The sequence below is a fragment of the Streptomyces sp. NPDC001401 genome (assembly GCF_042895385.1).
Classification (GTDB): Bacteria; Actinomycetota; Actinomycetes; order Streptomycetales; family Streptomycetaceae; genus Streptomyces.
This window is the reverse complement of sequence record NZ_JBIAWI010000001.1, coordinates 197029-222111: the sequence shown is the minus strand read 5'-3', so window position 1 is coordinate 222111 and position 25083 is coordinate 197029. Positions and strand designations below refer to the sequence as shown.

Sequence of the window (25083 nt, the reverse complement as noted above, 5' to 3'; positions counted from 1 at the left end):
CAATCGGCGAAAGAAAGCCGAACGCCTCTTACAGGACCCCGAGTTCGGAGGCGTACGGCGGCTCCGCGCCCGCCCGGGAGCAGGTGATCGCGGCTGCCCGCGCCGCGAATCGCAGCAGCCTGGTCCAGCCGTCGGCGCCCAGTCCCAGGAGCGCCTCGGAGGACAGGGCGTCCTGGGCGGCAAGACCATGCAGGAGAGCCGCGTTCACCGTGTCGCCGGCACCGATGGTGTCGACGACGTCGACCTTCTCGCCAGGGACGGGATACACGGCCCCGCCCCGGGTGAAGGCACTGAGGCCGTCGCTGCCATGGGTGATCACGACCGCCGCGGGCCCGGCTGCCAGCCACTCCCGCGGGGAGCCGCCCAGCCACAGGGCGTCCTCCTCGGACAGCTTGAGCAGCGACACCGAGGGCAGCCAGCTCCAGAAACGCGCCCGGTAGGCGTCCGCATCGGGGATCAGGCCCGCCCGGATGTTGGGGTCGAGCGCGGTGAAGACGCCCTGTGCGGCCGCGGTCCGCAGCAGGGTCTCGTAGGCGGTCGCGCCGGGCTCCAGGACGAGCGAGCAGGTACCGAAGGACACGGCGCGCGTCTCGGCGGGGAGCGCATCGGGTGCCGCGAACAGCCGGTCGGCGGTGCCCTCGACGTAGAAGGAGTAGGCCGCCGATCCGTTCCCGTCGATCGTGGCGACCGCGAGCGTGGTCGGCTCCGCACCGCGCTGCACGGCCGAGACGTCCACGCCCGCTTCCCGCAGCCCGTCGAGCAGCGCCTCGCCGAAGGCGTCGCGCGAGGTGCGGGAGCAGAACGCCGCGGGGGAGCCGAGGCGGCCGAGGGCCACGGCCGTGTTGTACGGGCCGCCGCCGAGCGCCGGCTTCAGGCCCGCGAGGGCACCCGTGCCCTGCGGTACCAGGTCGATCAGAGCCTCACCGGCGACGACGATCACGAGGCGGTTCCTTTCTCCGACTTCCCGAACTTCTCGGGCTTCTCAAATTTCTCGAACTTCTCGGGCTGTTCGGGGTGTTCGGACCGCACCGGCCCCTGCGGGCAGCCGCACGAGGTCCGGTGGACGAAGGAGCAGGGCAGCCGCAGGGTGCGGGCGGGGCGGTCCGGGGAGGCGAGGCGTTCCAGGAGCACCCGGACCGCCTGGGCGCCGATCTCCCTGCTGGGCTGGGCGACGGCGGTCAGCCGGGGCGAGAACAGGTCCGCCCACGCGAAGTCGTCGAAGCAGCACAGGGCCATGTCCTCGGGCACGGACAGGCCACGGTCGCGCAGGGCGCGCAGAGCACCGATGGTCATCGCGTTGTTGGCGGTGACGAGCGCGGTGGGCGGCGCGGCAAGGGAGAGAAGAGCGGCGGTGGCGCGCTCGGCGCCGACGGACTCGGAGTCGCCGTGCACCAGGAGGCGTTCGTCGTGAGGGAGCCCGGAGGCGGCGAGGCCGTGGCGGTATCCGGCAATGCGTTCGCGGGTGGTGCTGAGTCCGGGCCGGCCGGCGACCAGGGCGATCCGGCGGTGGCCGAGCTCGGCGAGATGGCCGACCAGCCTGGCGGTCGGTTCGGCGCTCTCGGCGCAGACCTGGTCGAAGGCGGGGGTGCCGTCGGCCGGGGCGTCGACGAGCCGGTCGAGGAAGACGGCCGGCACGCCATGGCGGCCGAGGTAGGCGACGAGTTCGCGCGGATTCGCCGAGGGGGCGACGATCATGCCGTCGACCCGGCGTTCGTGCAGCAGTTGGACGACCTTGCGCTCGTGCTCCGGGTCGTCGTGCGGATCGGCGATGAGCAGGCTGTAGCCGTGTTCCAGAGCGCCGGCCTCGACGCCCTGGAGGATCTCCGTGAAGTACGGGTTGCTGATCGCCGACACCGCGAGCCCGATGGAGCGGGTGCGCGAGGTCACCAGGGAGCGGGCGAGGGTGTTCGGGGTGTAGCCGAGCTGGTCGACGGCGTCCAGGACCGCCTGGCGGGTGTGGGGGAGGACGGGCCGGGTGCCGTTCAGGACGTGCGAGACGGTCGCCACGGAGACCCCGGCGCTCCGAGCGACGTCGGCCATGGTCGCCATCGCGTCCCCCTTCCCGGGCCGGCCCCTCGCGGCAGGCACGGCGCACCTTCCGGCGGGGACGGTATCCCATTCCGCGGTGGACGTAAACGCTTGCGCAAACGTTTACGTCCAGTGACCGGGGAGATGCACGCCGATCCGGTCGCCCCCTCGGGCGGGGTTCACTCCCAGTCCCACCCGATGCCCACGATCCCCGTCCGCACCCGGGGCTCGACGAGGTGGACCGAGTGGTGGCGGCCACTGAGGGGCAGTTCCTGGCGGCCGCTGCGCGGGGCCGCCGGCGAGTGCTGGGAGAAGCGGTGGCAGCGGGACGGCAGGGCCTGCTCGTCGAAGCGCACCTGGAGCGCGTACTGCCCGCCGGCCGGCCCGAAGCCGCGGATGTACTCGCGGGACACGCCGGCGGTGCCGTCCTCGATGCCGTAGCGGAAGAGGAAGGTGTCCCCGGCGCGCAGGCGGGTGTCGAAGAGGAGCTCGGCCACGAGCACGCCGGTGTCGTGGTGCACGCGCACGCGTCCCGTGCGGCAGTTCTCCAGCGCGTGCACCCGCATGCGTTCCGGCGCGCACCCCGGATCGCCGTGGTGGACGGCCACGAAGCGGTCGACGCCGTCCTTGTGGGCGCGCACTATGTGGTGGGACTCGCGCCCTGCCAGTTCACGGCGCGCGCCGATCCGCACCCGCTCGTGGTGCCCCAGGGTGTGCAGCCCGCCGTCCAGGGGCGAGCCCAGCTCGGCCAGCAGCCGCTGCAGGACGCCCGACGCCTCCACCAGGGAGCGGTAGGAACGGCCCGTGGGCTGCCCCGCGCACGAGGGTTCGTCGGTCTCGGCAAGCAGCCGGATCAGCGACTCCTCCGGCAGCTGGAGGATCTCCTCCAGCGCCCGCACGGCCCGCAGGGACTCGGGGCGCTGCGGGCGTCGGGCGCCCTGCTGCCAGTAACTCAGGCTCGTGACGCCGACCCTGACCCCGTAGCGCGACAGATGGTGCTGCACGCGCTGCAGCGGCAGTCCGCGGGCGGCGATCGCGGCGCGCAGTGCGACGTGGAAGGGGCCGCCCCGCAGGGCCGAGTCCAGTTCCGCGGTCGCGACGGCGGCGACGTCCGCGTGCTGTGTGGCGTGCGGCATGCAGGGGCCTTTCTGTGAATGCTCGCTACGGCTGGTCGGGCCGGGTTTGCGCTTGTTGTCGGGGCCACCCCGTCGGCGTCGGGGACTCTTCACATCCGTACGCCGTCGTTCCCGGTCCCGAGTTCCCCCGCATTGAAGCGTGTTGACCTAGTCCCGACAACACCTGAGGCCCAACAGCGATGTACTCCTGGCCGAGACGCGATCGGCGGCCTCAAGTCGACGCGCTGGTCCCGTCGTTGCCGAGCACCTCCCTGATCGCCCGCGCGGACAGCTCGGACTTGTGCAGGAACCCGCGGGCCGGGCTGCGGGCGACGAGTTCCTGGAAGTCCTCCAGGGAGTGCGTGGAGATCAGGATGATGACGGAGGAGACGCTGCAGGCCAGCGCCGCCGCGACGTCGAAACCGCTCTCGCCGTCGAGGTCGAGGTCCACCAGGACGATGTCCGGGGCCAGTTCCGCCGTACGCGCAAAGGTCTCGACGACGCCTCCCAGGACCTGCTGCAGGTGGCCCGCGGAATCCACCCGGCCATCCTGTCCAAGGGCGGCCTGGGCCCCGCCCTGCGCTCGCTGGCCCGCCGCTCCGCCGTCCGGGTGGAACTCGACCTCAGGCTGCCCGCTCCGCGCCTGCCCGAGCGATTGGAGGTGGCCGCGTACTACATGACCTCCGAGTGCCTCACCAACGCCGCCAAACACGCGCACGCGCGCGTGGTGAGTGTCGAGGCCGCGATCCGCGACGACGTCCTGGAGCTGACCATCCGCGACGACGGCGCGGGAGGCGCCGAGCCCGGCCGCGGCTCCGGCCTGATCGGGCTCATCGACCGGGTCGAGGCGATCGGCGGCAAGCTGGACGTCAGCAGCCCGCCGGGCGAGGGGACGACTCTGCACGTGCGACTGCCGCTGAGCGGGCCCTCGACGGATGTGTGACCGCCCGGGCGTACGCGGGGGAGCAGTCCAGGACGGGGGCCTTGGACTTCGGTGACGTTCGCGTACGTCCGGGCGGTCCGGTCGGACGGAGAGGCAGCCGTCCGGCTCTAGGGGCGGTCGATTCCGCCGTTCTGTCCGCCCTGCAGGCGCTTGGCGCGCACGATGTCGGGGTCCCTGGGGTCCAGGACGTCGCTGCACGCGTGCGTGCCGTCCTCGTACCGGCGGGCGCGGACCGGCCGCCGTCGCTTCTCGATCCGCGTCCGACGCATCCGCAGCCCTTCGACCCGCGACCAGCCGGCTCCGAGGCCCGGCCGGTCCACCTTCATCTGCACTGCCACGAGCATCGCCCGCGAACGTCCCCATGTCGTCACGGCAGGCCCCCAATCCCGTTTCCGGCTAGCCGTAACCCCGAGGGTCGGGCAGGCTGTTGGGCGCGCACCGATCGGTCGGGCAAGGGGAGCCGGGACCATGGACGACGCATCGCAGCAGCTCACGCGGGGACGGGTCGTTCTCGCCGACGACGACGTGCTGCTCCGCGAGGGGCTGGCCAGCCTGTGCGAGCGGGTCGGATACGAGGTGGTGGGCCAGGCGGGTGACGCCGCACGGCTACTGGAACTGGTCGCCGCCGAGCACCCCGACCTCGCGATCGTCGACATAAGAATGCCGCCGGACCACTCCACCGAGGGCCTCAAGGCGGCCCGCACGATCCGCGAGCTCCACCCCGCCACCGGCATCCTCGTGCTGTCGGCGTACATCGAGGTCGACGAGGCCCTGGAGCTGCTGGCGAGCGGCCGGAAGGTCGGCTACCTGCTCAAGAGCCGGGTCACGGTCGTCGACGAGTTCACCGAGGCCCTGGAGCGCATCCACCGGGGCGGCTCGGTCGTCGACCCCTCCCTGGTGCAGGAGCTGTTCTCCGCCCAGCGCCGCGACGACCCGCTGTCCCGCCTCAGCACCCGGGAGCGCGAGGTCCTGGCCCTGATGGCGGAGGGCCGCTCGAACGCGGGCATAGGCCGCAGGCTGTGGGTCACCGAGGGCACCGTGGAGAAACACGTCCGCAGCATCCTGGGCAAACTCCACCTCACCGAGGACACCGACGACCACCGCCGTGTCCTGGCCGTTCTGACGTTTCTCGAGTCCCGGTAGCCCGCGACGGCGTTGTCCACAGGCCCGCCGCACTGTCAGCCCTCGCCAGTAGGGTGTGAGACATGGCCGATCCCTCCAGCTACCGCCCCAAGCCGGGACAGATCCCGGACTCTCCAGGGGTGTACAGGTTCCGTGACGAGCACCGCCGGGTGATCTACGTCGGAAAGGCGAAGAGCCTGCGCCAGCGCCTGGCGAACTACTTCCAGGACCTGGCGAACCTCCACCCCCGCACCCGGACGATGGTCACCACCGCCGCGTCCGTGGAGTGGACCGTGGTGTCCACGGAGGTCGAGGCCCTGCAGCTGGAGTACTCCTGGATCAAGGAGTTCGACCCCCGGTTCAACGTCAAGTACCGCGACGACAAGAGCTACCCGTACCTCGCGGTGACGATGAACGAGGAGTTCCCGCGCGTACAGGTGATGCGCGGCCAGAAACGCAAGGGCGTGCGCTACTTCGGGCCGTACGGACACGCGTGGGCGATCCGCGACACCGTGGACCTCCTCCTGCGCGTCTTCCCGGTGCGCACCTGCTCGGCGGGCGTCTTCAAGAACGCCGCCCGCACCGGCCGCCCCTGTCTGCTCGGCTACATCGGCAAGTGCTCCGCCCCCTGCGTCGAGCGCGTCTCCGCCGAGGAACACCGCGAACTGGCCGAGGAGTTCTGCGACTTCATGGCCGGCCGTACGGGGACGTACATCCGCCGCCTGGAGCAGCAGATGACGCAGGCGGCCGAGGAGATGGAGTACGAGCGGGCGGCCCGCCTGCGCGACGACATCGAGGCCCTGAAGAAGGCCATGGAGAAGAACGCGGTCGTGCTCGCCGACGCGACCGACGCCGACCTGATCGCGGTCGCCGAGGACGAGCTGGAGGCGGCCGTCCAGATCTTCCACGTGCGCGGCGGACGCGTGCGCGGCCAGCGAGGCTGGGTCACCGACAAGGTCGAGGAGATCACCACCGGCGCCCTCGTCGAACACGCCCTGCAGCAGCTGTACGGCGAGGAGAAGGGCGACTCCGTCCCCAAGGAGGTCCTCGTCCCGGCCCTGCCCGATCCGGTCGAGCCGGTCCAGGAGTGGCTCGCCGAGCGCCGCGGCTCGGGCGTCTCGCTGCGCATCCCGCAGCGCGGCGACAAGAAGGCCCTGATGGAGACGGTGGAGCGCAACGCCCAGCAGGCGCTCGTGCTGCACAAGACCAAGCGCGCCTCCGACCTGACCACGCGCTCGCGTGCCCTGGAGGAGATCGCCGAGGCCCTCGACCTGGACAGCGCGCCCCTCAGGATCGAGTGCTACGACATCTCGCACCTCCAGGGCGACGACGTCGTGGCCTCCATGGTCGTATTCGAGGACGGCCTGCAGCGCAAGAGCGAGTACCGCCGCTTCCAGATCAAGGGCTTCGAGGGCCAGGACGACGTCCGCTCCATGCACGAGGTGATCACCCGCCGGTTCAAGCGGTACATCGCCGAGAAGGAGAAGACGGGGGAGTGGGCCGACGGCGAGAACACCCTCACCGAGGGCGAGAACACCCTCACCGAGGGCGAGAACACCCTCACTGAGGAGGACGGCCGCCCCAAGAAGTTCGCCTACCCGCCCCAGCTCGTCGTCGTCGACGGCGGGCAGCCGCAGGTCGCCGCCGCCAAGAAGGCCCTCGACGAGCTCGGCATCGACGACGTCGCCGTATGCGGCCTCGCCAAGCGCCTGGAGGAGGTGTGGCTGCCGGACGACGACGACCCGGTGGTCCTGCCCCGCACCAGCGAGGGCCTCTACCTGCTGCAGCGCGTCCGCGACGAGGCCCACCGCTTCGCGATCACCTACCAGCGCACCAAACGGGCCAAGCGCTTCAGGTCGAGCCCCCTGGACGACGTGCCGGGACTCGGGGACACACGCAGGCAGGCACTGCTGAAACATTTCGGTTCGCTGAAGAAACTACGATCCGCCACCATCGACCAGATCTGCGAGGTCCCCGGCATAGGCCGCAAGACGGCCGAGACGATCGCCGTGGCCCTCGCCCAGGCGGCCCCGGCCGCGCCCGCCGTGAACACGGCGACTGGAGAGATCATGGAGGAGGAACCCGGAACAATGGGTTCCAGCGGGCAGCCCGTAACCATGGGCGCCCCGGACGAACGACGGGGGCAGGAGACATGAATGTGAACGAGCACGACGGGCAACAGAGCCAGGCCGGAGACGGAGCACAGGTGAGTACGGGCAGCGACACACCCGGGACGGTGCCCGAGGCGGCCATCCCCGAGCTGGTGATCATCTCCGGGATGTCCGGTGCGGGCAGGTCGACCGCCGCCAAGTGTCTGGAGGACCTCGGCTGGTTCGTCGTCGACAACCTGCCGCCCGCGCTCATCCCCACCATGGTGGAACTCGGCGCCCGCTCGCAGGGCAACGTCGCCCGGATCGCGGTCGTCGTCGACGTCCGCGGCCGCCGCTTCTTCGACAACCTCCGCGAGTCCCTCGCCGACCTGGAGGCCAAGCACGTCACCCGGCGGATCGTCTTCCTGGAGTCCTCCGACGACGCCCTGGTGCGCCGCTTCGAGTCGGTGCGCCGCCCGCACCCCCTGCAGGGCGACGGCCGCATCGTCGACGGCATCGCCGCCGAGCGCGAGCTGCTGCGCGAGCTGCGCGGCGACGCCGACCTGGTGATCGACACCTCCAGCCTGAACGTGCACGAGCTGCGCGCCAAGATGGACGCCCAGTTCGCCGGCGAGGAGGAGCCCGAGCTGCGGGCCACCGTCATGTCCTTCGGCTTCAAGTACGGCCTCCCGGTCGACGCCGACCTGGTCGCGGACATGCGCTTCCTGCCCAACCCGCACTGGGTCCCCGAGCTGCGCCCCTTCACCGGCCTCAACGAGGAGGTGTCGGCGTACGTCTTCAACCAGCCGGGCGCCAAGGAGTTCCTCGACCGCTACGCCGAGCTGCTCAGGCTCATCGCGGCCGGCTACCGCCGCGAGGGCAAGCGGTACGTGACCATCGCCATCGGCTGTACGGGCGGCAAGCACCGCTCGGTGGCCACCTCGGAGAAGCTCGCCGCGCGCCTTGCCGCCGAGGGCGTGGAGACGGTGGTCGTGCACCGGGACATGGGACGCGAATGACGGAACGTTCTCCGCGGCTGAGCAGGCTGCGCCGGGTGGTGCCCGAGTCCCGCGCGGGCCGGCCCGTCGAGGCCCGCGGCGCCCGCCCGCGCCGCCGCGGCGCCCAGCCCAAGGTGGTCGCCCTCGGCGGTGGCATGGGCCTGTCCGCCTCGCTCGCCGCGCTGCGCCGGATCACCGGCGACCTCACCGCCGTCGTCACCGTGGCCGACGACGGCGGCTCCAGCGGCCGCCTGCGCGACGAGCTGGGCGTGCTGCCGCCCGGCGACCTGCGCAAGGCGCTGGCCGCGCTCTGCGGCGACGACGACTGGGGCCAGACCTGGGCCCGGGTCATCCAGCACCGCTTCCAGTCCAAGGGCGACCTGCACGAACACGCGGTCGGCAACCTCCTGATCGTCGCCCTCTGGGAGCAGCTCGGCGACCATGTCCAGGCCCTCGACCTGGTCGGCAAGCTGCTCGGCGCGCACGGGCGCGTGCTGCCCATGTCCGCCGTACCCCTGGAGCTGCAGGCCCTGGTCAAGGGGCACGACCCGGACCGGCCCGAGGACGTCGACACCGTACGGGGACAGGCGACCGTGGCGCTCACGCCGGGCGAGGTGCAGTCCGTGCACCTCGTGCCGCACGACCCGCCCGCCGTCCCCGAGGCCGTCGAGGCGGTCCTGGACGCCGACTGGGTCGTCCTCGGCCCCGGCTCCTGGTTCTCCTCGGTCATCCCGCACCTGCTCGTTCCCGAACTCCTGGACGCCCTCACCGAGACGAAGGCGCGCCGGGTACTCTCGCTGAACCTCGCCCCGCAGCCCGGAGAAACCGAAGGCTTCTCCCCGCAGCGTCATTTGGAGGTTTTGGGACGACACGCCCCTAAACTCGCCCTGGACGTGGTGCTGGCCGACGAGGCCGCCGTGCCCGACCGTGACCGGCTCACCGAGGCCGCCAAGCGGTTCGGTGCCGCGGTCGAGCTGGCGCCGGTGGCCCGGAGGGACGGAACTCCGCGGCACGACCCGGAGCTGCTGGCCGCCGCGTACGACCGTATTTTTCGGATGCATGGAAGGATCGGCCCATGGCGATGACGGCAGCGGTGAAGGACGAGATCTCTCGGCTCCCCGTCACCCGGACCTGCTGCAGAAAGGCGGAGGTCTCCGCCATTCTGCGGTTCGCCGGCGGCCTCCACCTGGTCAGCGGGCGCATCGTGATCGAAGCGGAGCTGGACACCGCGATGGCGGCCCGGCGCCTGAAGCGGGACATCCTGGAGATCTTCGGGCACAGCTCCGAACTGATCGTGATGGCGCCGGGCGGACTGCGCCGCGGTTCGCGCTACGTCGTACGGGTCGTCGCCGGCGGTGACCAACTGGCCCGGCAGACCGGCCTCGTCGACGGCCGCGGCCGCCCGATCCGCGGTCTGCCCCCGCAGGTGGTCTCGGGGGCCACCTGCGATGCGGAGGCCGCCTGGCGCGGCGCCTTCCTGGCGCACGGCTCGCTGACCGAGCCCGGCCGCTCGTCCTCCCTCGAGGTGACCTGCCCCGGCCCGGAGGCCGCGCTCGCGCTGGTCGGCGCCGCCCGCCGGCTGTCGATCGCCGCGAAGGCGCGCGAGGTACGCGGCGTGGACCGCGTGGTCGTCCGCGACGGCGACGCGATCGGCGCCCTGCTCACCCGCCTCGGCGCGCACGAGTCGGTGCTGGCCTGGGAGGAGCGCCGGATGCGCCGCGAGGTGCGGGCCACGGCGAACCGTCTCGCCAACTTCGACGACGCCAACCTGCGCCGCTCCGCGCGCGCGGCCGTCGCCGCCGGCGCCCGTGTCCAGCGCGCGCTGGAGATCCTCGCCGACGAGGTTCCCGAGCATCTCGCGGCCGCCGGGCGCCTGCGCATGGAGCACAAGCAGGCCTCGCTGGAGGAACTGGGCGCGCTCGCCGACCCGCCGCTGACCAAGGACGCCGTCGCCGGCCGTATCCGCCGTCTGCTGGCGATGGCCGACAAGCGTGCCTCCGACCTCGGCATCCCGGGCACGGAGTCCAGCATCACCGAGGAGATGGCCGACAACCTGGTCGGCTGACCCCGTAGAAGAACACTTGAAGATCGCTCGACAGACTGCTCAACACGCCGGTGCCGACGCCCACTTGGGGCGTCGGCACCGGCGTTCGTGTGTCCGTGAGGCGCCCTTGACTCGATCATGAAGTGTCATGAGCCTGGCAACAGTTCGCTGCTGTGGCGGACCACTGCTAGGGGGGTTCATGAGACATAGAGCGAGATCGATCCTCGCTGTCGGCGCGCTCCTGCTCGGCGGAGCGAGCCTCGCGCCCATCGCCCAGGCGCAGAACGGAAGTTCGCAGGGATCCGACCCCAACGAGGTCAAGGTCTACCGCGCCGACGTCACCGCCAAGCAGGTACCCCTGCTGCTGGCGGCCGGACAGGACGGCGACGAACTCGCCAACCAGGTCCCGGAGAAGGGCACGGCCTCGGTCGAGGTCTACCTCACCGGCCAACAGGCCCACAAGCTCGAGAAGCAGGGCGTCGACCTCACCGAGCACACGCTTTCGGCCAGGGCCGAGAAGCGCGTGGACGCCGCCGCCGAGGGCGTGTTCCGCCCGTACAGCGGAAGCGGTGGCCTCAAAGAGGAGATCGTCAGAACCGGGCAGGAGAACCCCGGCCTCACGAAGGTCGTCTCCATCGGCAAGACCGTCAACGGACAGGACATCCTCGCCCTCAAACTGACCAAGGGCGCGAAGAAGTCCAAGGACGGCTCGAAACCCTCCGTCCTCTACCTGTCCAACCAGCACGCGCGCGAGTGGATAACGCCGGAGATGACCCGGCGGCTGATGCACTACTACCTGGACCACTACAAGACGGACAAACGCATCAAGAAGATCGTCGACTCCACCGAGCTGTGGTTCGTGATCTCGGCCAACCCCGACGGCTACGACTACACCTTCAAGAACTCCGACACCCGCCTGTGGCGCAAGAACCTCCGGGACGTCAACGGCGACGGTGTCATCACCACCGGTGACGGCGTCGACCTCAACCGCAACTTCGCCTACAAGTGGGGCTACGACGACGAGGGTTCGTCCCCCAACCCCACCAGCGAGACCTATCGCGGCGCGAGCCCCGGCTCCGAGCCCGAGACCAAGGCGCTGGACGCCTTCGAGAAGCGCATCGGCTTCACGTACGGCATCAACTACCACTCCGCCGCCGAACTCCTCCTCTACGGCGTCGGCTGGCAGGTGGCCACGCCCACCCCGGACGACGTCGTCTACAAGGCCCTCGCCGGTTCGCCGGACCATTCCGCGATCCCCGGCTACCGCCCGCAGGTCTCCTCCGAGCTGTACACCACCAACGGCGAGGCGGACGGACACGCGGCGAACGTCAACGGCATGTCGATGTTCACCCCCGAGATGTCGACCTGTCAGACCGCGTCGAACATCGACCCGGGCGACCAGTGGAACGCGGCCGACTGCCAGTCCGTCTTCAACTTCCCGGACGACGAGAAGCTGATCCAGCAGGAGTTCGAGAAGAACATCCCGTTCGCGCTGTCGGTCGCCGAGACCGCCCCGCACCCCGACACGCCGTCCTCCTCGCTCGGTCTGACCGCCGCCGACTTCACCCCGGCCACGTTCTCCACGTCGTACTCGCGCGGCGCCGACCAGGAGGTCTCCGTCGTCGTACGCAAGGCCGTGCGCGACAAGGAGCTCAAGTACCGCGTGAACGGCGGCCGTACGCAGGACGGGGCGCTCAAGGCCTGGAAGGGCGGCGAGACCTACGGCGGCCACGACAACCTGCACTTCGACGAGTACCGGGCCAAGGTCAAGGACGGCGACCCGGGCGACAAGGTCGAGGTGTGGTTCACCGGCAGGGCGAAGGGCGGCAAGAAGCTCTCCAGCGAGCACTTCACGTACACCGTCGCCCAGCGGCCCAAGGCCGACACCCTCGTCGTCGCCGAGGAGGGCGCGGCCGCCACACAGGCGCAGACGTACGTGGACGCGCTGACGGCCAACGGCCGCAAGGCGATCGTGTGGGACGTCGCCACCCAGGGCGCGCCCGACGCGCTCGGCGTGCTGAAACACTTCAGGACCGTCGTCCACTACACCGGCGCGAGCGCCCCCGGCAACGCCACCCAGCTCCAGCTGCGTGCCTACCTCAACGAGGGCGGCAAGCTGATCGAGGCGGGCGAGCAGGCCGGCGGCACCGTCGACCTCGGCGGGGGCACCCTGTCGAACGACTTCAGCCAGTACTACCTGGGCGCCTATTCGCGTACGTCGACCCCCGGGGCCACCGGCTTCACCGGCTCCGGCAAGCTCGACGGCTTCAACGGGGCGCTCGGCGCCGCCACCGGCAACCCGCTCGACAAGGCGGGCACCTACGCAGTCACCTCCGACTCGCTGCCCGCCGACAAGTACCCGCAGTTCGCGAGCGCGGGCGCGGGCCAGTTCGCCGGGACCGTCAACCCGTACGGGCCGTACGCCGGCTCCTACATGGCGGCCGCCGTCCACACCGACGACGCCTACAAGCGCCTCACCCGCACCGTCGACCTCACCGGAGTGAGCGCGGCCGACAAGCCCACCCTGCGCAGCCGGCTGCTGTGGGACACCGAGCCCGGTTACGACCACGTGATCGTCGAGGCCCACACCACGGGCGCCGACGACTGGACGACGCTGCCCGAGGCGGGCGGCGCGACCAGCAAGGCCGTACCGAGCGAGTGCGAGGCGGGCTTCCTGGTGAACGAGCACCCGTGGCTCAAGCACTACCTCACCGTCGCCGCCGGCGGCTGCACCGCGACCGGCACCAGCGGCTCCTGGAACAGCCTCACCGGCGCCTCCAGCGGCTGGGAGCAGGTCAACTACGACCTGAGCGCCTACGCTGGCAAGTCCGTCGAGGTCTCGATCAGCTACGTCACCGACCCGGGGACCGGCGGCCATGGCGTCCTCGCCGACGAACCTTCGCTCGTCGTCGGCGGCACGCCGACGCAGACCGAGGGCTTCGAGACATCGCTCGGCGCCTGGAGCGTGCCCGGACCGCCCGCGGGCAGCCCAGGCGTCCTCAAGGATTGGGCGCGCACCGGGGCGCTGTTCAAGACATACGGGGCGATCGCCACCGACCGGACCGTGCTGCTGGGCTTCGGCCTGGAGCACGTCACCGCGGCGGCGGACCGCAACGACCTCATGAAGAAGGCGCTCGCGACCCTGCAAGGGTGAACACCCTGGTCAACGATGACTAGCTCTCCGTAGTCAAAAAGAGTGATCAGATCTTTCGGCCCGGGCGGTCCGTACCCCTACTGGCGGGTACGGACCGCCTGCCCGTGTATGCGGCATCTCGATGTCACCGCGGGGCCCTCAGGGAGGTAGGGTCGGGGGTGGTCGGGGACATCCCAAACAGAGCTCGCCGGCACCGCATGGCCGGCGTACCAACGAGGAGATCGGTTCGTGACGATCCGCGTAGGCATCAACGGCTTCGGTCGTATCGGTCGCAACTACTTCCGCGCACTGCTGGAGCAGGGTGCAGACATCGAGATCGTGGCTGTCAACGACCTGGGTGACACCGCGACCACCGCCCACCTGCTCAAGTACGACACCATCCTGGGCCGCCTCAAGGCCGAGGTGTCGCACACCGCCGACACGATCACCGTCGACGGCCACACCATCAAGGTCCTGTCCGAGCGCAACCCCGCCGACATCCCGTGGGGCGAGCTGGGCGTCGACATCGTCGTCGAGTCGACCGGCATCTTCACGAAGAAGGCCGACGCCGAGAAGCACATCGCCGGCGGCGCCAAGAAGGTCCTCATCTCGGCTCCGGCCAAGGACGAGGACATCACCATCGTGATGGGCGTCAACCAGGACAAGTACGACGCGGCGAACCACCACGTCATCTCCAACGCCTCCTGCACCACCAACTGTGTGGCGCCGATGGCGAAGGTCCTCGACGAGAACTTCGGCATCGTCAAGGGCCTGATGACGACGGTCCACGCGTACACCAACGACCAGCGCATCCTGGACTTCCCGCACTCGGACCTGCGCCGCGCCCGCGCCGCCGCCGAGAACATCATCCCGACCACCACCGGTGCCGCCAAGGCCACCGCCCTGGTCCTCCCGCAGCTCAAGGGCAAGCTGGACGGCATCGCCATGCGCGTCCCGGTCCCGACCGGTTCGGCCACCGACCTGGTCGTGACGCTGCAGCGCGAGGTCACCAAGGACGAGGTCAACGCCGCGTTCAAGAAGGCCTCCGAGGACGGCGACCTCAAGGGCTACCTCTCGTACACCGAGGACCCGATCGTCTCCTCGGACATCGTCAGCGACCCGGCCTCCTGCACCTTCGACTCCTCCCTGACCATGGTCCAGGAGGGCAACTCGGTGAAGATCCTCGGCTGGTACGACAACGAGTGGGGCTACTCCAACCGCCTCGTCGACCTGACGGTCTTCGTCGGCAACCAGCTCTGATCGACAGAGCAGGCACTTCGATGTGAATGCAGGGCTCGGGCAGCGCAGGGACGCGCCGTCCGGGCCCTGACTCACGTACAGATCGGCCCTCTTACGATCACGAGCACCACAAGTCCTCCTCGGGAGTCCCTTCAATGAAGACGATCGACGAACTTCTCGCCGAAGGCGTCGCAGGCAAGCGGGTCTTCGTCCGCGCCGACCTGAACGTGCCGCTGGACGGCACCACCATCACCGACGACGGCCGCATCCGCGCCGTGCTGCCCACCGTGAAGGCCCTTGCCGAGGCGGGTGCGCGCGTCGTCGTCGCCTCGCACCTCGGCCGCCCCAAGGGCGCGCCGGACCCGGCCTTCTCCCTCGCCCCCGCCGCCGCCCGGCTGGGTGAACTCCTCGGCGCGGACGTGGCGTTCGCGACCGACACGGTCGGCGAGTCCGCGACGTCCACGGTCGCGGGCCTCGCCGACGGCCGGGTCGCCGTCATCGAGAACCTGCGCTTCAACGCCGGCGAGACCAGCAAGGACGACGCCGAGCGCGGCGCCTTCGCCGACCAGCTCGCCGCCCTCGCCGACGTCTACGTCGGTGATGGCTTCGGCGCCGTGCACCGCAAGCACGCCTCGGTCTTCGACCTGCCGGCCCGCCTCCCGCACGCCGCCGGCTACCTCATCGCGAACGAGGTCGCCGTCCTGAAGAAGCTCACCGAGGACGTCAAGCGGCCCTACGTCGTCGCCCTCGGCGGCGCCAAGGTCTCCGACAAGCTCGCCGTCATCGACCAGCTGCTGGGCAAGGCCGACCGCATCCTCATCGGCGGCGGCATGGCGTACACCTTCCTCAAGGCCAAGGGCTACGAGATCGGCAAGTCCCTGCTTCAGGAGGACCAGATCCCGGCGGTCCTGGAATACGTCGAGCGGGCGGAGAAGACCGGCGTCGAGCTGGTGCTGCCGGTCGACGCGGTGGTCGCTGCCGAGTTCCCGGACCTGAAGACCAAGGCTCCGGCGGGCGCCACCACCGTCGCCGCGGACGCCATCCCGGCCGACCAGATGGGCCTGGACGTCGGTCCGGAGACCCGCAAGCTGTACGCCTCGAAGATCACCGATGCCGCCACCGTCTTCTGGAACGGCCCGATGGGCGTCTTCGAGCACCCCGATTTCGCCGAGGGCACCAAGGCGGTCGCCCAGGCCCTCCTCGACTCCCCGGCCTTCACGGTCGTCGGCGGCGGCGACTCCGCCGCGGCCGTGCGCCTCCTGGGCTTCGACGAGAACGCATTCGGCCACATTTCGACCGGCGGTGGCGCCTCCCTCGAATACCTCGAGGGCAAGACGCTCCCCGGCCTCGCCGCACTGGAGGACTGACCTACATGAGCACGCGCACGCCGCTGATGGCGGGCAACTGGAAGATGAACCTCAACCACCTCGAGGCCATCGCGCACGTCCAGAAGCTCGCCTTCGCCCTCGCGGACAAGGACTACGAGGCCGTCGAGGTCGCCGTCCTGCCGCCCTTCACCGACCTGCGCTCCGTGCAGACCCTGGTCGACGGCGACAAGCTCAAGATCAAGTACGGCGCCCAGGACCTCTCGGCGCACGACTCCGGCGCCTACACCGGCGAGATCTCCGGCTCGATGCTGGCCAAGCTGAAGTGCACGTTCGTGGCGATCGGCCACTCCGAGCGCCGCCAGTACCACAACGAGACCGACGAGCTGGTCAACGCCAAGGTCAAGGCCGCCTACAAGCACGGCCTGACCCCGATCCTGTGCGTCGGCGAGGAGCTGGAGGTGCGCGAGGCGGGCAACCACGTCACGCACACGCTCGCCCAGGTCGAGGGCGGTCTGAAGGACCTCCCGGCCGAGCAGGCCGAGACCGTCGTGATCGCCTACGAGCCCGTCTGGGCCATCGGCACCGGCAAGGTCTGCGGCGCCGAGGACGCCCAGGAGGTCTGCGCCGCCATCCGCGGCAAGATCGCCGAGCTGTACACCCAGGAGCTGGCCGACAAGGTCCGCATCCAGTACGGCGGCTCCGTCAAGTCCGGCAACGTCGCCGAGATCATGGCGCAGGCCGACATCGACGGCGCCCTGGTCGGCGGCGCCTCGCTGGACGCGGACGAGTTCGTCAAGATCGTGCGCTTCCGCGACCAGTGACACGAGCTGGGAGTATGCGGTAGCGGCGATACGTCGTACCCTTGCGGGGGCACAGCTCTGTGGCTGTGCCCCCGTCGTTCATCCGAATCCGAGGAAGTTGGTCCAGCCGTGGTTTTGGGGTTCTCGATCGCCCTGATCGTCTTCAGCCTGCTGCTGATGCTGCTGGTGCTGATGCACAAGGGGAAGGGCGGCGGCCTCTCCGACATGTTCGGTGGCGGCATGCAGTCGTCCGTCGGCGGCTCCTCGGTCGCCGAGCGCAACCTCGACCGCATCACCGTGGTGATCGGTCTGCTCTGGTTCGCGTGCATTGTCGTACTCGGCATCCTCATGAAGTCGAACAGCTGAGCAGCGACGCACACAGCACGTACATTCCGCACGTAAGGCCCCATGTTCGGTACGCGCAGCTGAGCGCGGCCTATCATGGGGCTTGCGTCTAGGTGTGGGGGGTGTAACTCCAATCACTGGACGCGCGTTGGGCCTTACGTAGACTGAGGCGCTCGCAACGAAGCGAAACGCCGACTCGCTTCGCGGCACCATCACGCAGGGAGTTACGACCGTGGCAAGTGGCAACGCGATCCGAGGAAGCCGGGTCGGGGCGGGGCCGATGGGCGAGGCCGAGCGCGGCGAGTCCGCGCCGCGTCTGCGCATCTCCTTCTGGTGCTCGAACGGGCACGAGACGCAGCCCAGCTTCGCCAGCGACGCGCAGGTTCCCGAGACCTGGGACTGCCCGCGCTGCGGCTTCCCCGCCGGACAGGACCGGGACAACCCGCCGGACCCGCCGCGCACCGAGCCCTACAAGACGCACCTCGCGTACGTACGGGAACGGCGCAGTGACGCGGACGGCGAGGCGATCCTCGCCGAGGCGCTCGCCAAACTGCGGGGCGAGATCTAGGAGTTGAGAGTCCGGCCGGGCACCGAGGGGTGCCTGGCCGGAGCTGTTTCGTACCCGGCCCCGGCCGCCTCCGGGCCGATTGTCAGTGGTGCCCTCTACGGTTTGTGTATCGGCGAATCGTGAGGGGGAGTTGTGGCGACGGTCGGGGGAACGGACACGCGTGAACTTGCGTGGCGCGGGGCATTCGGGAGGCTGTGGAGCGCCGCCGTGCTCTCGAGTTTCGGGGACGCGCTGCGTGCCTCCGCGCTGCCGCTGCTCGCCGTGCGACTCACGGACCGGCCGTTGCTCGTCGCTGCCGTGACCGCCTGCGGCTATCTGCCCTGGGTCGCCTTCGGGCTCCTCGGCGGGGCGGTGGCCGACCGCGTGGACCAGCGGCGGGCGATGTGGACGGTGGATGCGCTCCGAGGGCTGCTGGTCGCCTGTTTCGCGGTGGCCGTCGCGCTCGGGCACGCCTCGATCGGCCTGCTGATCGCGCTGGCCTTCACTCTCACCACGCTGCAGACACTCTTCGACAATGCCTCCACGGCCCTGCTGCCCGCCCTGGTGGAGCGCGAGGCCCTCGGCAGCGCGAATGCCCGGCTGATGACCGGACAGCGCATCGCGGGCGGACTGCTCGGCGGGCCTGCCGTACCCGTGCTGCTCGCGGCCGGAGCCGCCACACCCTTCGCTGTCGACGCGGCGACCTTCCTGGTGGCCGCTGCGCTGGTGGCCTCGCTGCGGACAGCCGCCCCGGAGCGGCGGCCAGGCGCGGCGGGCAGCACCCTCCGCCGCGAGATCGGGCAGGGACTGCGTGCTCTGGGCCGGGATCGCGCCCTGCGCGGACTGTGCGCGGCCACGGCTCTGTGCAACATCGGCATGGGAGCGCAGCTCGCCACCCTGGTCGTCCTGGTGACCGGCTGGCTGCACGGTGGCACCGTGGGGTACGCGGCGGCGGGCACCGCGGTCACCGCGGGCAGCCTGGTCGGCGGAGTGGTGAACCGCCGGTTCGTGGACCGGCTCGGCCGGATCCGGGCTGTGCTGCTCGCCGGCACCGTGCAGACCGCGGCCCTCGTGGTCATGGGCACCGTGCGCAGCCTGGGCGTCCTGGTGGCGGCGATCGGGATCTTCGGGGTCATGGGCATGGTGTGGAACATCAACACGACGACCCTGATGCAGGAGCGCAGTCCCGCCGACATGATCGGGCGGGTCAGTTCGGCCTTCCGGACCCTGTCCTACGCAGGCGTTCCGGTGGGCGCCCTGCTCGGCGGTGCCGTCGCCACCGCCTGGGGCCTCAACACCCCGCCCCTGCTGACGGCCGCCTTCTTCGTCCTCGCCGTCATCGCGCTGATACCCGCGCTCAAGGTGAACGTACCTGTTGTTGCGCCGGGCGCCGACGCCACGACGGCTCACGCGCCGCGCTGATCAATTAGGTTGGAACAGCTGGGACAGGCACGAAAGAAGGCTGAAGTCGCACATGAACGCAGACGGCCGTACCAGGCTCAACCAGACGCCCGAGTGGACCGCGCTGGCCAAGCACCGTGAGGAGCTCGGCGAGGTGCGGCTGAGGGAGCTGTTCGCCGCCGACCCGGGTCGCGGCGCCGGGTACACGCTCCAAGTCGGCGACCTCTACATCGACTACTCCAAGCACCTCGTCACCGACGAGACCCTGCGGCTGCTGCGCGAGCTGGCCGGCGCCACCGATGTCTTCGGCCTCAGGGACGCCATGTTCCGCGGCGAGAAGATCAACACGACCGAGAACCGCGCCGTGCTGCACACCGCGCTGCGTGCCCCGCGCGACGCGGTGATCGAGGTCGACGGGGAGAACGTAGTCCCGGGTGTGCACGCGGTACTGGACAAGATGGCCGGGTTCGCCGAGCGGGTCCGCTCCGGCGCCTGGACGGGCCACACCGGCAAGCGCATCAAGAACGTCGTCAACATCGGCATCGGCGGCTCCGACCTGGGCCCGGCGATGGCCTACGAGGTGCTGCGCAGCTACACCGACCGCGACCTCACGGTCCGCTTCGTGTCGAACGTCGACGGCGCCGACCTGCACGAGGCCATCCGCGACCTGGACGCGGCGGAGACACTGTTCGTCATCGCCTCCAAGACCTTCACCACCATCGAGACGATCACGAACGCGACCTCGGCGCGCGCGTGGCTGCTCGGCGAGCTGAAGGCCGGTCAGGAGGCCGTCGCCCAGCACTTCGTGGCGCTGTCGACGAACGCCGGGAAGGTCGCCGAGTTCGGCATCGACACGGCCAACATGTTCGAGTTCTGGGACTGGGTCGGCGGACGGTACTCGTACGACTCGGCGATCGGGCTGGCTCTGATGTTCGCCATCGGCCCGGATCGTTTCCGGGAGATGCTCGACGGATTCCGGCTGGTGGACGAGCACTTCAAGTCGGCGCCCGCCGAGTCCAACGTGCCGTTGCTGCTGGGCCTGTTGGGCGTCTGGTACGGCAACTTCCACGACTCCCAGTCGCATGCGGTACTGCCGTACAGCCACTATCTGTCCAAGTTCACCGCCTACTTGCAGCAGCTGGACATGGAGTCCAACGGCAAGTACGTCGGCCGGGACGGGCAGGAGGTGGACTGGCAGACCGGGCCTGTGGTGTGGGGCACGCCGGGCACCAACGGACAGCACGCCTACTACCAGCTCATCCACCAGGGCACGAAGCTGATCCCGGCGGACTTCATCGGGTTCGCCGAGCCCGTGGCCGAGCTCAGCGACGGGCTCAAGGCGCAGCACGACCTGCTGATGGCGAACTTCTTCGCCCAGACGCAGGCCCTCGCCTTCGGCAAGACACCGGACGAGGTGCGGGCGGAGGGCGTGCCGGAGGAACTGGTGGCGCACAAGACGTTCAAGGGCAATCACCCGACGACGACGATCCTCGCGCGCGAGCTGACGCCGTCCGTGCTGGGCCAGTTGGTGGCGCTGTACGAGCACAAGGTGTTCGTGCAGGGCGCGGTGTGGAACATCGACTCCTTCGACCAGTGGGGCGTCGAACTCGGCAAGGTGCTGGCCAAGCGGGTCGAGCCCGCGTTGACCGAGGGGGCTCAGGTGCCGGGTCTGGACGAGTCCAGCAAGGCGCTGGTCGCCAAGTACCGGGAGCTGCGGGGCCGGTCGTAACACCGCCGGGGTCAGGCGACCGCGCTGAGTGTGTCCGCGAGCCGTCGTCTTGCCGCGCGTGCCGCCGGGAGGGCGGCGAGCGCGGCCGCGCCGAGCACCGCGGCAGTGCCGAACAGCACCAGCAGTGCCGGCGACGGGCCCTGGGCGATCCCCGCGCCGATGCCGCTCGATCTGCCCTGGGAGTCGATCAGCCAGTGCGCGAGGGGTGTGCCCAGGGCCGTACCGGCGAGGACGGCGGCCAGGGCGGTGCAGCCGGTGGCCGTGACGGTGATCGCGGTGATCTGGCGCGGGGACAGGCCGATGGCCTTGAGGGCGAGCAGATCGCGTTCGCCCTCGCGGACGGTGCCGCCGATCGCGGTGAGCAGTTCGACGAGCCCGATGAGGGCCAGGACGGCGATCAGACCGACGACGACCGAGCGCAGGGGCGAGAGCCCGTCGGCAGGGTTGGTCACGGCGTGCACGTCGAGCCGGCCGTGCCCGGCGGCAGCCAGCCGGCCGGCGACCGTGTGCGGGTCGGCGCCGGGGCGCAGGCGGAGCTGGTAGAGGGTCGGAGTGAGGCGCGGGTCGTTCTCGCGGAGGGTGTCGAGGGAGGTGGAGATGACCCGGCCGGCGTTCTCCGGTTCGATGCTGCGGCCCACGATGTGCAGGATCTGCGGCTGGTCTCCGACCGTCATCCGTACCCAGTCGCCGACGCGGACGTCCAGCAGGTCCAGGAGACCCTGCCCCGCCACCGCCTCGTCGCTGTTGCGGGCGGAGCGGCCCTCGGCCAGGGCGTACGGGTAGGGGTTGTGGCGGGTGCCGAGGCCGCGCAGGGCGATCGTGGCGGTCTGGCCGGGAACCAGGGCGGCCACCTCGACACCCGGGTAGGCGGCGGTGACCTGCGGGTCGCGTTGCAGCAGTGTGCGGGCGTCCCGGTCGCTCAGACCCGCGTCGGCGTGGACGGTGAGCGCGGTCGGGAGCCCGAACTGCTCGGGCCTGCTGTGGAAACGGTCGATGGTGGTCCAGGCACTCATCGCCACGACGATCAGTAGCAGCGGCAGGGCCAGCCGCGCCACGGTGGCCAGGGACCGCAGCCGACGGGCAAAAGCCGTGTGCCAGCCCAGAACCAATGCGGGCGGCACACCAAGGCCCAGCGCCCGCCGGGCCAAACCGGTGAGGTGCCCCCCGGAGGGGGTGGTGGGGCTGAACGCCCCTCGCACCGGACCCGACGGCGGGTGATCCGGCGAAGCGGTGGGCCGAGGCCCCGGTCGCAGGGTCCGCCCGGCTGGCGCCAGCAGCCCTCCGCCTTGCGTAGCCGCAGGTCGCGAGGTGGTGGGGTGCACACCTGGGGATTGGTGTGCCGGGTTGGCGGAGTGGTCGTCGCCCGGAGCGTCGGGTCGAGGGCCGGGTGCCTGTTGCGTTTCGTCCCGCAGCCGGCTGCCCGATGGAGCGGCGGCTGCCAGTGCCAGTGCTCGCCGAGCCATCCCCAGCAGCCCTCCGCCTTGCGTAGCCGTAGGTCGCGAGGTGGTGGGGTGCAAGCCTGGGGATTGGTGTGCCGGGGCGGTGGAGTGGGCGGCGGCCGGAGCGTCGGGTCGAGGGCCGGGTGTCCGTCGTGCCTCGTGCGACAGCCGGCCGGGCGACGGAGCGGCGGCTGCCAGTGCCAGTGCTCGCCGAGCCATCCCCAGCAGCCCTCCGCCTTGCGTAGCCGCAGGTCGTGCCACCGGAACCGGTGGTACCCGGCCCGCTCGCCAGGCGGCGAGGCCCGTCGTTGCGCCGATGAACAGCACGGCGCCCACCGGGATGGTGAAGAGGGCCACCGTGTGGCCGGGCAGGCCCTGCCATACGCCGAGGGCGTCTCCGAGGCGGCCCGGGAAGTGGCTGCCCAGGGCCTGGGTGAGGGTTGCCGCGGTTGCCGCGCCGAGGACGGCGTAGGCGATGTGCTGGAACAGGAACACGCGGACGACCTGGGCCGGGGTGAAGCCGATTGCCTTCAGGACCGAGATGTCCCGCAGGTGGCCGCGGATGCGGGTGGCGATCGCGCCGTGCACGGCGAGCCCGGCGGCCACCAGCGCGGCCAGGCCGAACAGGCCCAGTACCTGGCCCAGCAGCCGGTTGTCGCCCTGGGCCTCGGCGCGGGCCTGCTGCCAGGTGGAGACCTCGCCGATGGCGCCGGCGCCGAGGACGGTGACGGCGCGCTGGACGGCGTAGTCCGTGTCGTCGGGGTTGGTGAGGCGCAGGCCGATGACCTGGCCGGTGGGGTGGGGCACGGCGGAGGGAAGTGCCCAGACCAGGCCCGGCTGCTCGTTCGCGCGGTAGCGGGGCTCCGCGCTGTCGGCCACGCCCAGGACGGTCACCGTCCGTGCCGTGCCCGGCAGGCTGAGCGTGTCGCCCGGTTCGGCGAGCAGGGCGCGGGCCAAGCGGCTCTCCAGGACCACTCCGTCGGGGGTGGCGGGGTTCAGCCAGTGGCCGGCGGTGAGCTGCGGGCGGCCGACGGTGGGGCGCTCGGGTGTCGCGCGCAGTTCGACCGAGGCGCGGGTGCCGCGTGAGGCGAGGGTGGTGGAGGCGGTGGGGTAGGGGCCGGCGACGGACTCCACGCCGTCCAGGCCCGCCAGCTTCCGCACCTGGGCGGACTCGCCCGTGTGGATCCAGACGTGGGCACCCCGCTCCTGTGTGAAGATCCGCTGCCAGGGGTTGGTGGCATACCCGAACAGGGCCGTGGCCAGCAGCAGCGACACGACGATCCCGGCGGTGGCGAGCACCAGGAACAGCGCCTCGCCGCGGTGCGTGCGCAGATCGGAGTGCGCCCAGCGCAGTGTTGCTCGCATGCGGCTCAGGCCTTCCGGGGATCGTCGTACGCCCGCATGTCAGTCCCTGAGCTCCAGCACGCCGGATATCCCGGTCCCGCGGGTCGGCCTGCCGTCCAGTTCCGCGTCGTCGGCGATCCGGCCGTCGAAGAAGCTGATCACGCGGTCCGCGGCGCTCGCCAGTCGGGCGTCATGGGTGACCAGCACGATCGTCTGGCCGCGCTGGTGGAAGCGGGACAGCAGCCGCATCACCTCGCGGGTGCCCTTGCTGTCCAGGCTGCCCGCGGGCTCGTCGGCCAGCAGCAGCGGGGGGTGGTTGACCAGGGCCCGGGCCAGTGCGACCCGCTGCTGCTCACCGCCGGACAGCTCGCCCGGCATGCTCCGCTCCTTGCCGCCCAGCCCCAGTTCGCCGAGCAGCTCCTCCCGCCCGGCCCGGGCCTGCTTCGGCGCGACTCCGGCGAGCAGAGCGGGCAGCTCCACGTTGTCGGCGACCGACAGGTTGGAGACGAGATTGAAGAACTGGAAGACGATCCCGATCCGCTTCCTGCGCTCCACCGCCCAGCGCGCCTCGCTCCACGCGTCCGTGCGCTCGCCGTCCAGCCGGATGCTGCCGCCGTCCGGCCGCTGCAGCCCGCCCAGCAGGTGCAGCAGTGTCGACTTGCCGGCGCCGGACGGGCCGGTGACGGCCACGAACTCGCCCTGCCGGACACAGAGATCGACTCCGCGCACGGCATGCGCCGGGGCGCCCTCGCCGTAGTGCGTCTTGACCAGGCCCTCGGCGTGCAGCACGGGAGCGGGACTGTCGCTCACTCCAGCTCCTCCAGCTCTTCCTGGCACCGTTCCAGCCAGTCGAGGTCGGCCTGCAGGTGCAGCATCGCGCCCTCGATCAGCAGATGGGCGATGCGGTTGTCGCGGTCTTCGGCGGCGGCCAGCTTCGACAGGTCGCGCATGGTGTTGAGGTACTGGCGCCGCTGCTTGTTGATCAGGGCGATCTGCTCGGCGAGACCGGTCTGCGGAGCGAGCGCCAGCTTCATGAAGAACTCGTCCCGCACCCGCGGCTCGTCCTCGGGCTCCTCGAACCAGGCGCGCAGCGCCTCCCGCCCGATGTCGGTGAGGTGGTAGACCTTTTTGTTGGGCCGGCTCGACTGCTCGACGTCCTCGCCCTCGATCAGCCCTTGCTTCTCGAGGCGGCCGAGGGTTACGTAGATCTGGCCGACGTTCGGCTGAGGGTACGCGGAGCCCAGCAGTTGCTCAAGGCCCTGCTTCAGCTCGTAGCCGTGGGCCGGACCGCGTGCCAGGAGTGCCAGGAGGGGCAGGCGCACTCGTGCTGTCCTCCTGTCCGGTCAATGTGCTCCAGACCCTAGTATCGCCCATACCTAACAGGTATACATGGCCTCTGACTCCGGGCGAAGATGCCCGGCGCCGGTGTACAGGGAGG

Annotated in this window: 22 protein-coding genes; 14 read left to right on the top strand and 8 right to left on the bottom strand. The window is 70.7% G+C overall.

The annotated features are described in order from the left end of the window. Positions 1–28 precede the first annotated feature (28 nt). The 4 genes from ACFY10_RS01050 to ACFY10_RS01035 form a co-directional block, all read right to left on the bottom strand. Entirely contained in the window at positions 29–940 is a 912-nt protein-coding gene (locus tag ACFY10_RS01050) for a carbohydrate kinase (protein WP_390662886.1), read from the bottom strand. Next, the gene (locus ACFY10_RS01045; protein ID WP_390662885.1) at positions 937–2049 is read right to left on the bottom strand and encodes a LacI family DNA-binding transcriptional regulator; all 1113 of its coding nucleotides are present in this window, start codon (positions 2047–2049) and stop codon (positions 937–939) included. The genes ACFY10_RS01050 and ACFY10_RS01045 overlap by 4 nt, the downstream gene beginning before the upstream one ends. Before the next feature lie 158 nt (positions 2050–2207). Then, the gene (locus ACFY10_RS01040) at positions 2208–3164 is read right to left on the bottom strand and encodes a hypothetical protein (protein WP_390662884.1); all 957 of its coding nucleotides are present in this window, start codon (positions 3162–3164) and stop codon (positions 2208–2210) included. Positions 3165–3375: 211 nt separating this feature from the next. Next, positions 3376–3684, bottom strand: a complete 309-nt coding sequence (locus tag ACFY10_RS01035) for a hypothetical protein (protein ID WP_390662883.1) — start codon at positions 3682–3684, stop codon at positions 3376–3378. Here ACFY10_RS01035 and ACFY10_RS01030 point away from each other — a divergent pair. After that, the gene (locus tag ACFY10_RS01030) at positions 3667–4086 is read left to right on the top strand and encodes a sensor histidine kinase (RefSeq protein ID WP_390662882.1); all 420 of its coding nucleotides are present in this window, start codon (positions 3667–3669) and stop codon (positions 4084–4086) included. The two genes, ACFY10_RS01035 and ACFY10_RS01030, sit on opposite strands and share 18 nt — an antisense overlap. A 107-nt stretch (positions 4087–4193) precedes the next feature. Here ACFY10_RS01030 and ACFY10_RS01025 read toward each other — a convergent pair whose 3' ends face one another. Then, positions 4194–4430, bottom strand: coding sequence for a hypothetical protein (locus ACFY10_RS01025; protein WP_390662881.1), 237 nt, complete (start codon positions 4428–4430; stop codon positions 4194–4196). 124 nt (positions 4431–4554) lie between these two features. Here ACFY10_RS01025 and ACFY10_RS01020 point away from each other — a divergent pair, with 124 nt between their 5' ends. From ACFY10_RS01020 to pgi, 13 genes are all read left to right on the top strand, one after another. Further along, entirely contained in the window at positions 4555–5229 is a 675-nt protein-coding gene (locus tag ACFY10_RS01020) for a response regulator (protein WP_390662880.1), read from the top strand. A gap of 62 nt (positions 5230–5291) precedes the next feature. Further along, the gene (gene uvrC / locus ACFY10_RS01015) at positions 5292–7364 is read left to right on the top strand and encodes an excinuclease ABC subunit UvrC (protein ID WP_390662879.1); all 2073 of its coding nucleotides are present in this window, start codon (positions 5292–5294) and stop codon (positions 7362–7364) included. Further along, the gene (gene rapZ / locus ACFY10_RS01010; protein ID WP_390662878.1) at positions 7361–8317 is read left to right on the top strand and encodes an RNase adapter RapZ; all 957 of its coding nucleotides are present in this window, start codon (positions 7361–7363) and stop codon (positions 8315–8317) included. Before uvrC ends, rapZ begins: the two co-directional genes overlap by 4 nt. Next, on the top strand, positions 8314–9381 hold the full coding sequence (yvcK, locus tag ACFY10_RS01005) for a uridine diphosphate-N-acetylglucosamine-binding protein YvcK (protein ID WP_390662877.1): 1068 nt from the start codon (positions 8314–8316) through the stop codon (positions 9379–9381). Before rapZ ends, yvcK begins: the two co-directional genes overlap by 4 nt. Continuing rightward, entirely contained in the window at positions 9372–10361 is a 990-nt protein-coding gene (whiA, locus tag ACFY10_RS01000) for a DNA-binding protein WhiA (protein WP_242774651.1), read from the top strand. Before yvcK ends, whiA begins: the two co-directional genes overlap by 10 nt. Before the next feature lie 178 nt (positions 10362–10539). After that, positions 10540–13494, top strand: coding sequence for a M14 family zinc carboxypeptidase (locus tag ACFY10_RS00995; RefSeq protein WP_390662876.1), 2955 nt, complete (start codon positions 10540–10542; stop codon positions 13492–13494). Between the two features lie 228 nt (positions 13495–13722). Continuing rightward, on the top strand, positions 13723–14733 hold the full coding sequence (gene gap, locus ACFY10_RS00990; protein ID WP_057618359.1) for a type I glyceraldehyde-3-phosphate dehydrogenase: 1011 nt from the start codon (positions 13723–13725) through the stop codon (positions 14731–14733). Positions 14734–14867: 134 nt separating this feature from the next. Then, complete coding sequence (locus tag ACFY10_RS00985; RefSeq protein ID WP_390662875.1) at positions 14868–16079, top strand: phosphoglycerate kinase; 1212 nt, start codon at positions 14868–14870, stop codon at positions 16077–16079. Positions 16080–16084: 5 nt separating this feature from the next. Further along, on the top strand, positions 16085–16861 hold the full coding sequence (gene tpiA, locus ACFY10_RS00980) for a triose-phosphate isomerase (protein WP_390662874.1): 777 nt from the start codon (positions 16085–16087) through the stop codon (positions 16859–16861). 108 nt (positions 16862–16969) lie between these two features. Next, positions 16970–17206, top strand: coding sequence for a preprotein translocase subunit SecG (secG, locus tag ACFY10_RS00975; protein ID WP_110627372.1), 237 nt, complete (start codon positions 16970–16972; stop codon positions 17204–17206). Between the two features lie 211 nt (positions 17207–17417). After that, the gene (locus ACFY10_RS00970; protein WP_003976875.1) at positions 17418–17753 is read left to right on the top strand and encodes an RNA polymerase-binding protein RbpA; all 336 of its coding nucleotides are present in this window, start codon (positions 17418–17420) and stop codon (positions 17751–17753) included. Between the two features lie 132 nt (positions 17754–17885). Then, on the top strand, positions 17886–19154 hold the full coding sequence (locus ACFY10_RS00965; RefSeq protein WP_390662873.1) for an MFS transporter: 1269 nt from the start codon (positions 17886–17888) through the stop codon (positions 19152–19154). Between the two features lie 52 nt (positions 19155–19206). Continuing rightward, on the top strand, positions 19207–20862 hold the full coding sequence (pgi, locus tag ACFY10_RS00960) for a glucose-6-phosphate isomerase (RefSeq protein WP_390662872.1): 1656 nt from the start codon (positions 19207–19209) through the stop codon (positions 20860–20862). An 11-nt stretch (positions 20863–20873) separates the two neighbouring features. Here the strand turns inward: pgi and ACFY10_RS00955 are convergent, their stop codons facing one another. From ACFY10_RS00955 to ACFY10_RS00945, 3 genes are read right to left on the bottom strand one after another with little or no spacing between them, the layout of a single operon-like run. Beyond that, a complete protein-coding gene (locus ACFY10_RS00955; RefSeq protein ID WP_390662871.1) occupies positions 20874–23666 on the bottom strand; it encodes an FtsX-like permease family protein in 2793 nt (930 codons plus the stop codon). Positions 23667–23705: 39 nt separating this feature from the next. Beyond that, positions 23706–24455, bottom strand: a complete 750-nt coding sequence (locus ACFY10_RS00950; protein WP_390662870.1) for an ABC transporter ATP-binding protein — start codon at positions 24453–24455, stop codon at positions 23706–23708. Next, positions 24452–24967: a PadR family transcriptional regulator gene (locus ACFY10_RS00945; RefSeq protein ID WP_390662869.1), complete on the bottom strand. Its 516-nt coding sequence runs from the start codon at positions 24965–24967 to the stop codon at positions 24452–24454. The genes ACFY10_RS00950 and ACFY10_RS00945 overlap by 4 nt, the downstream gene beginning before the upstream one ends. Between the last annotated feature and the right edge of the window lie 116 nt (positions 24968–25083).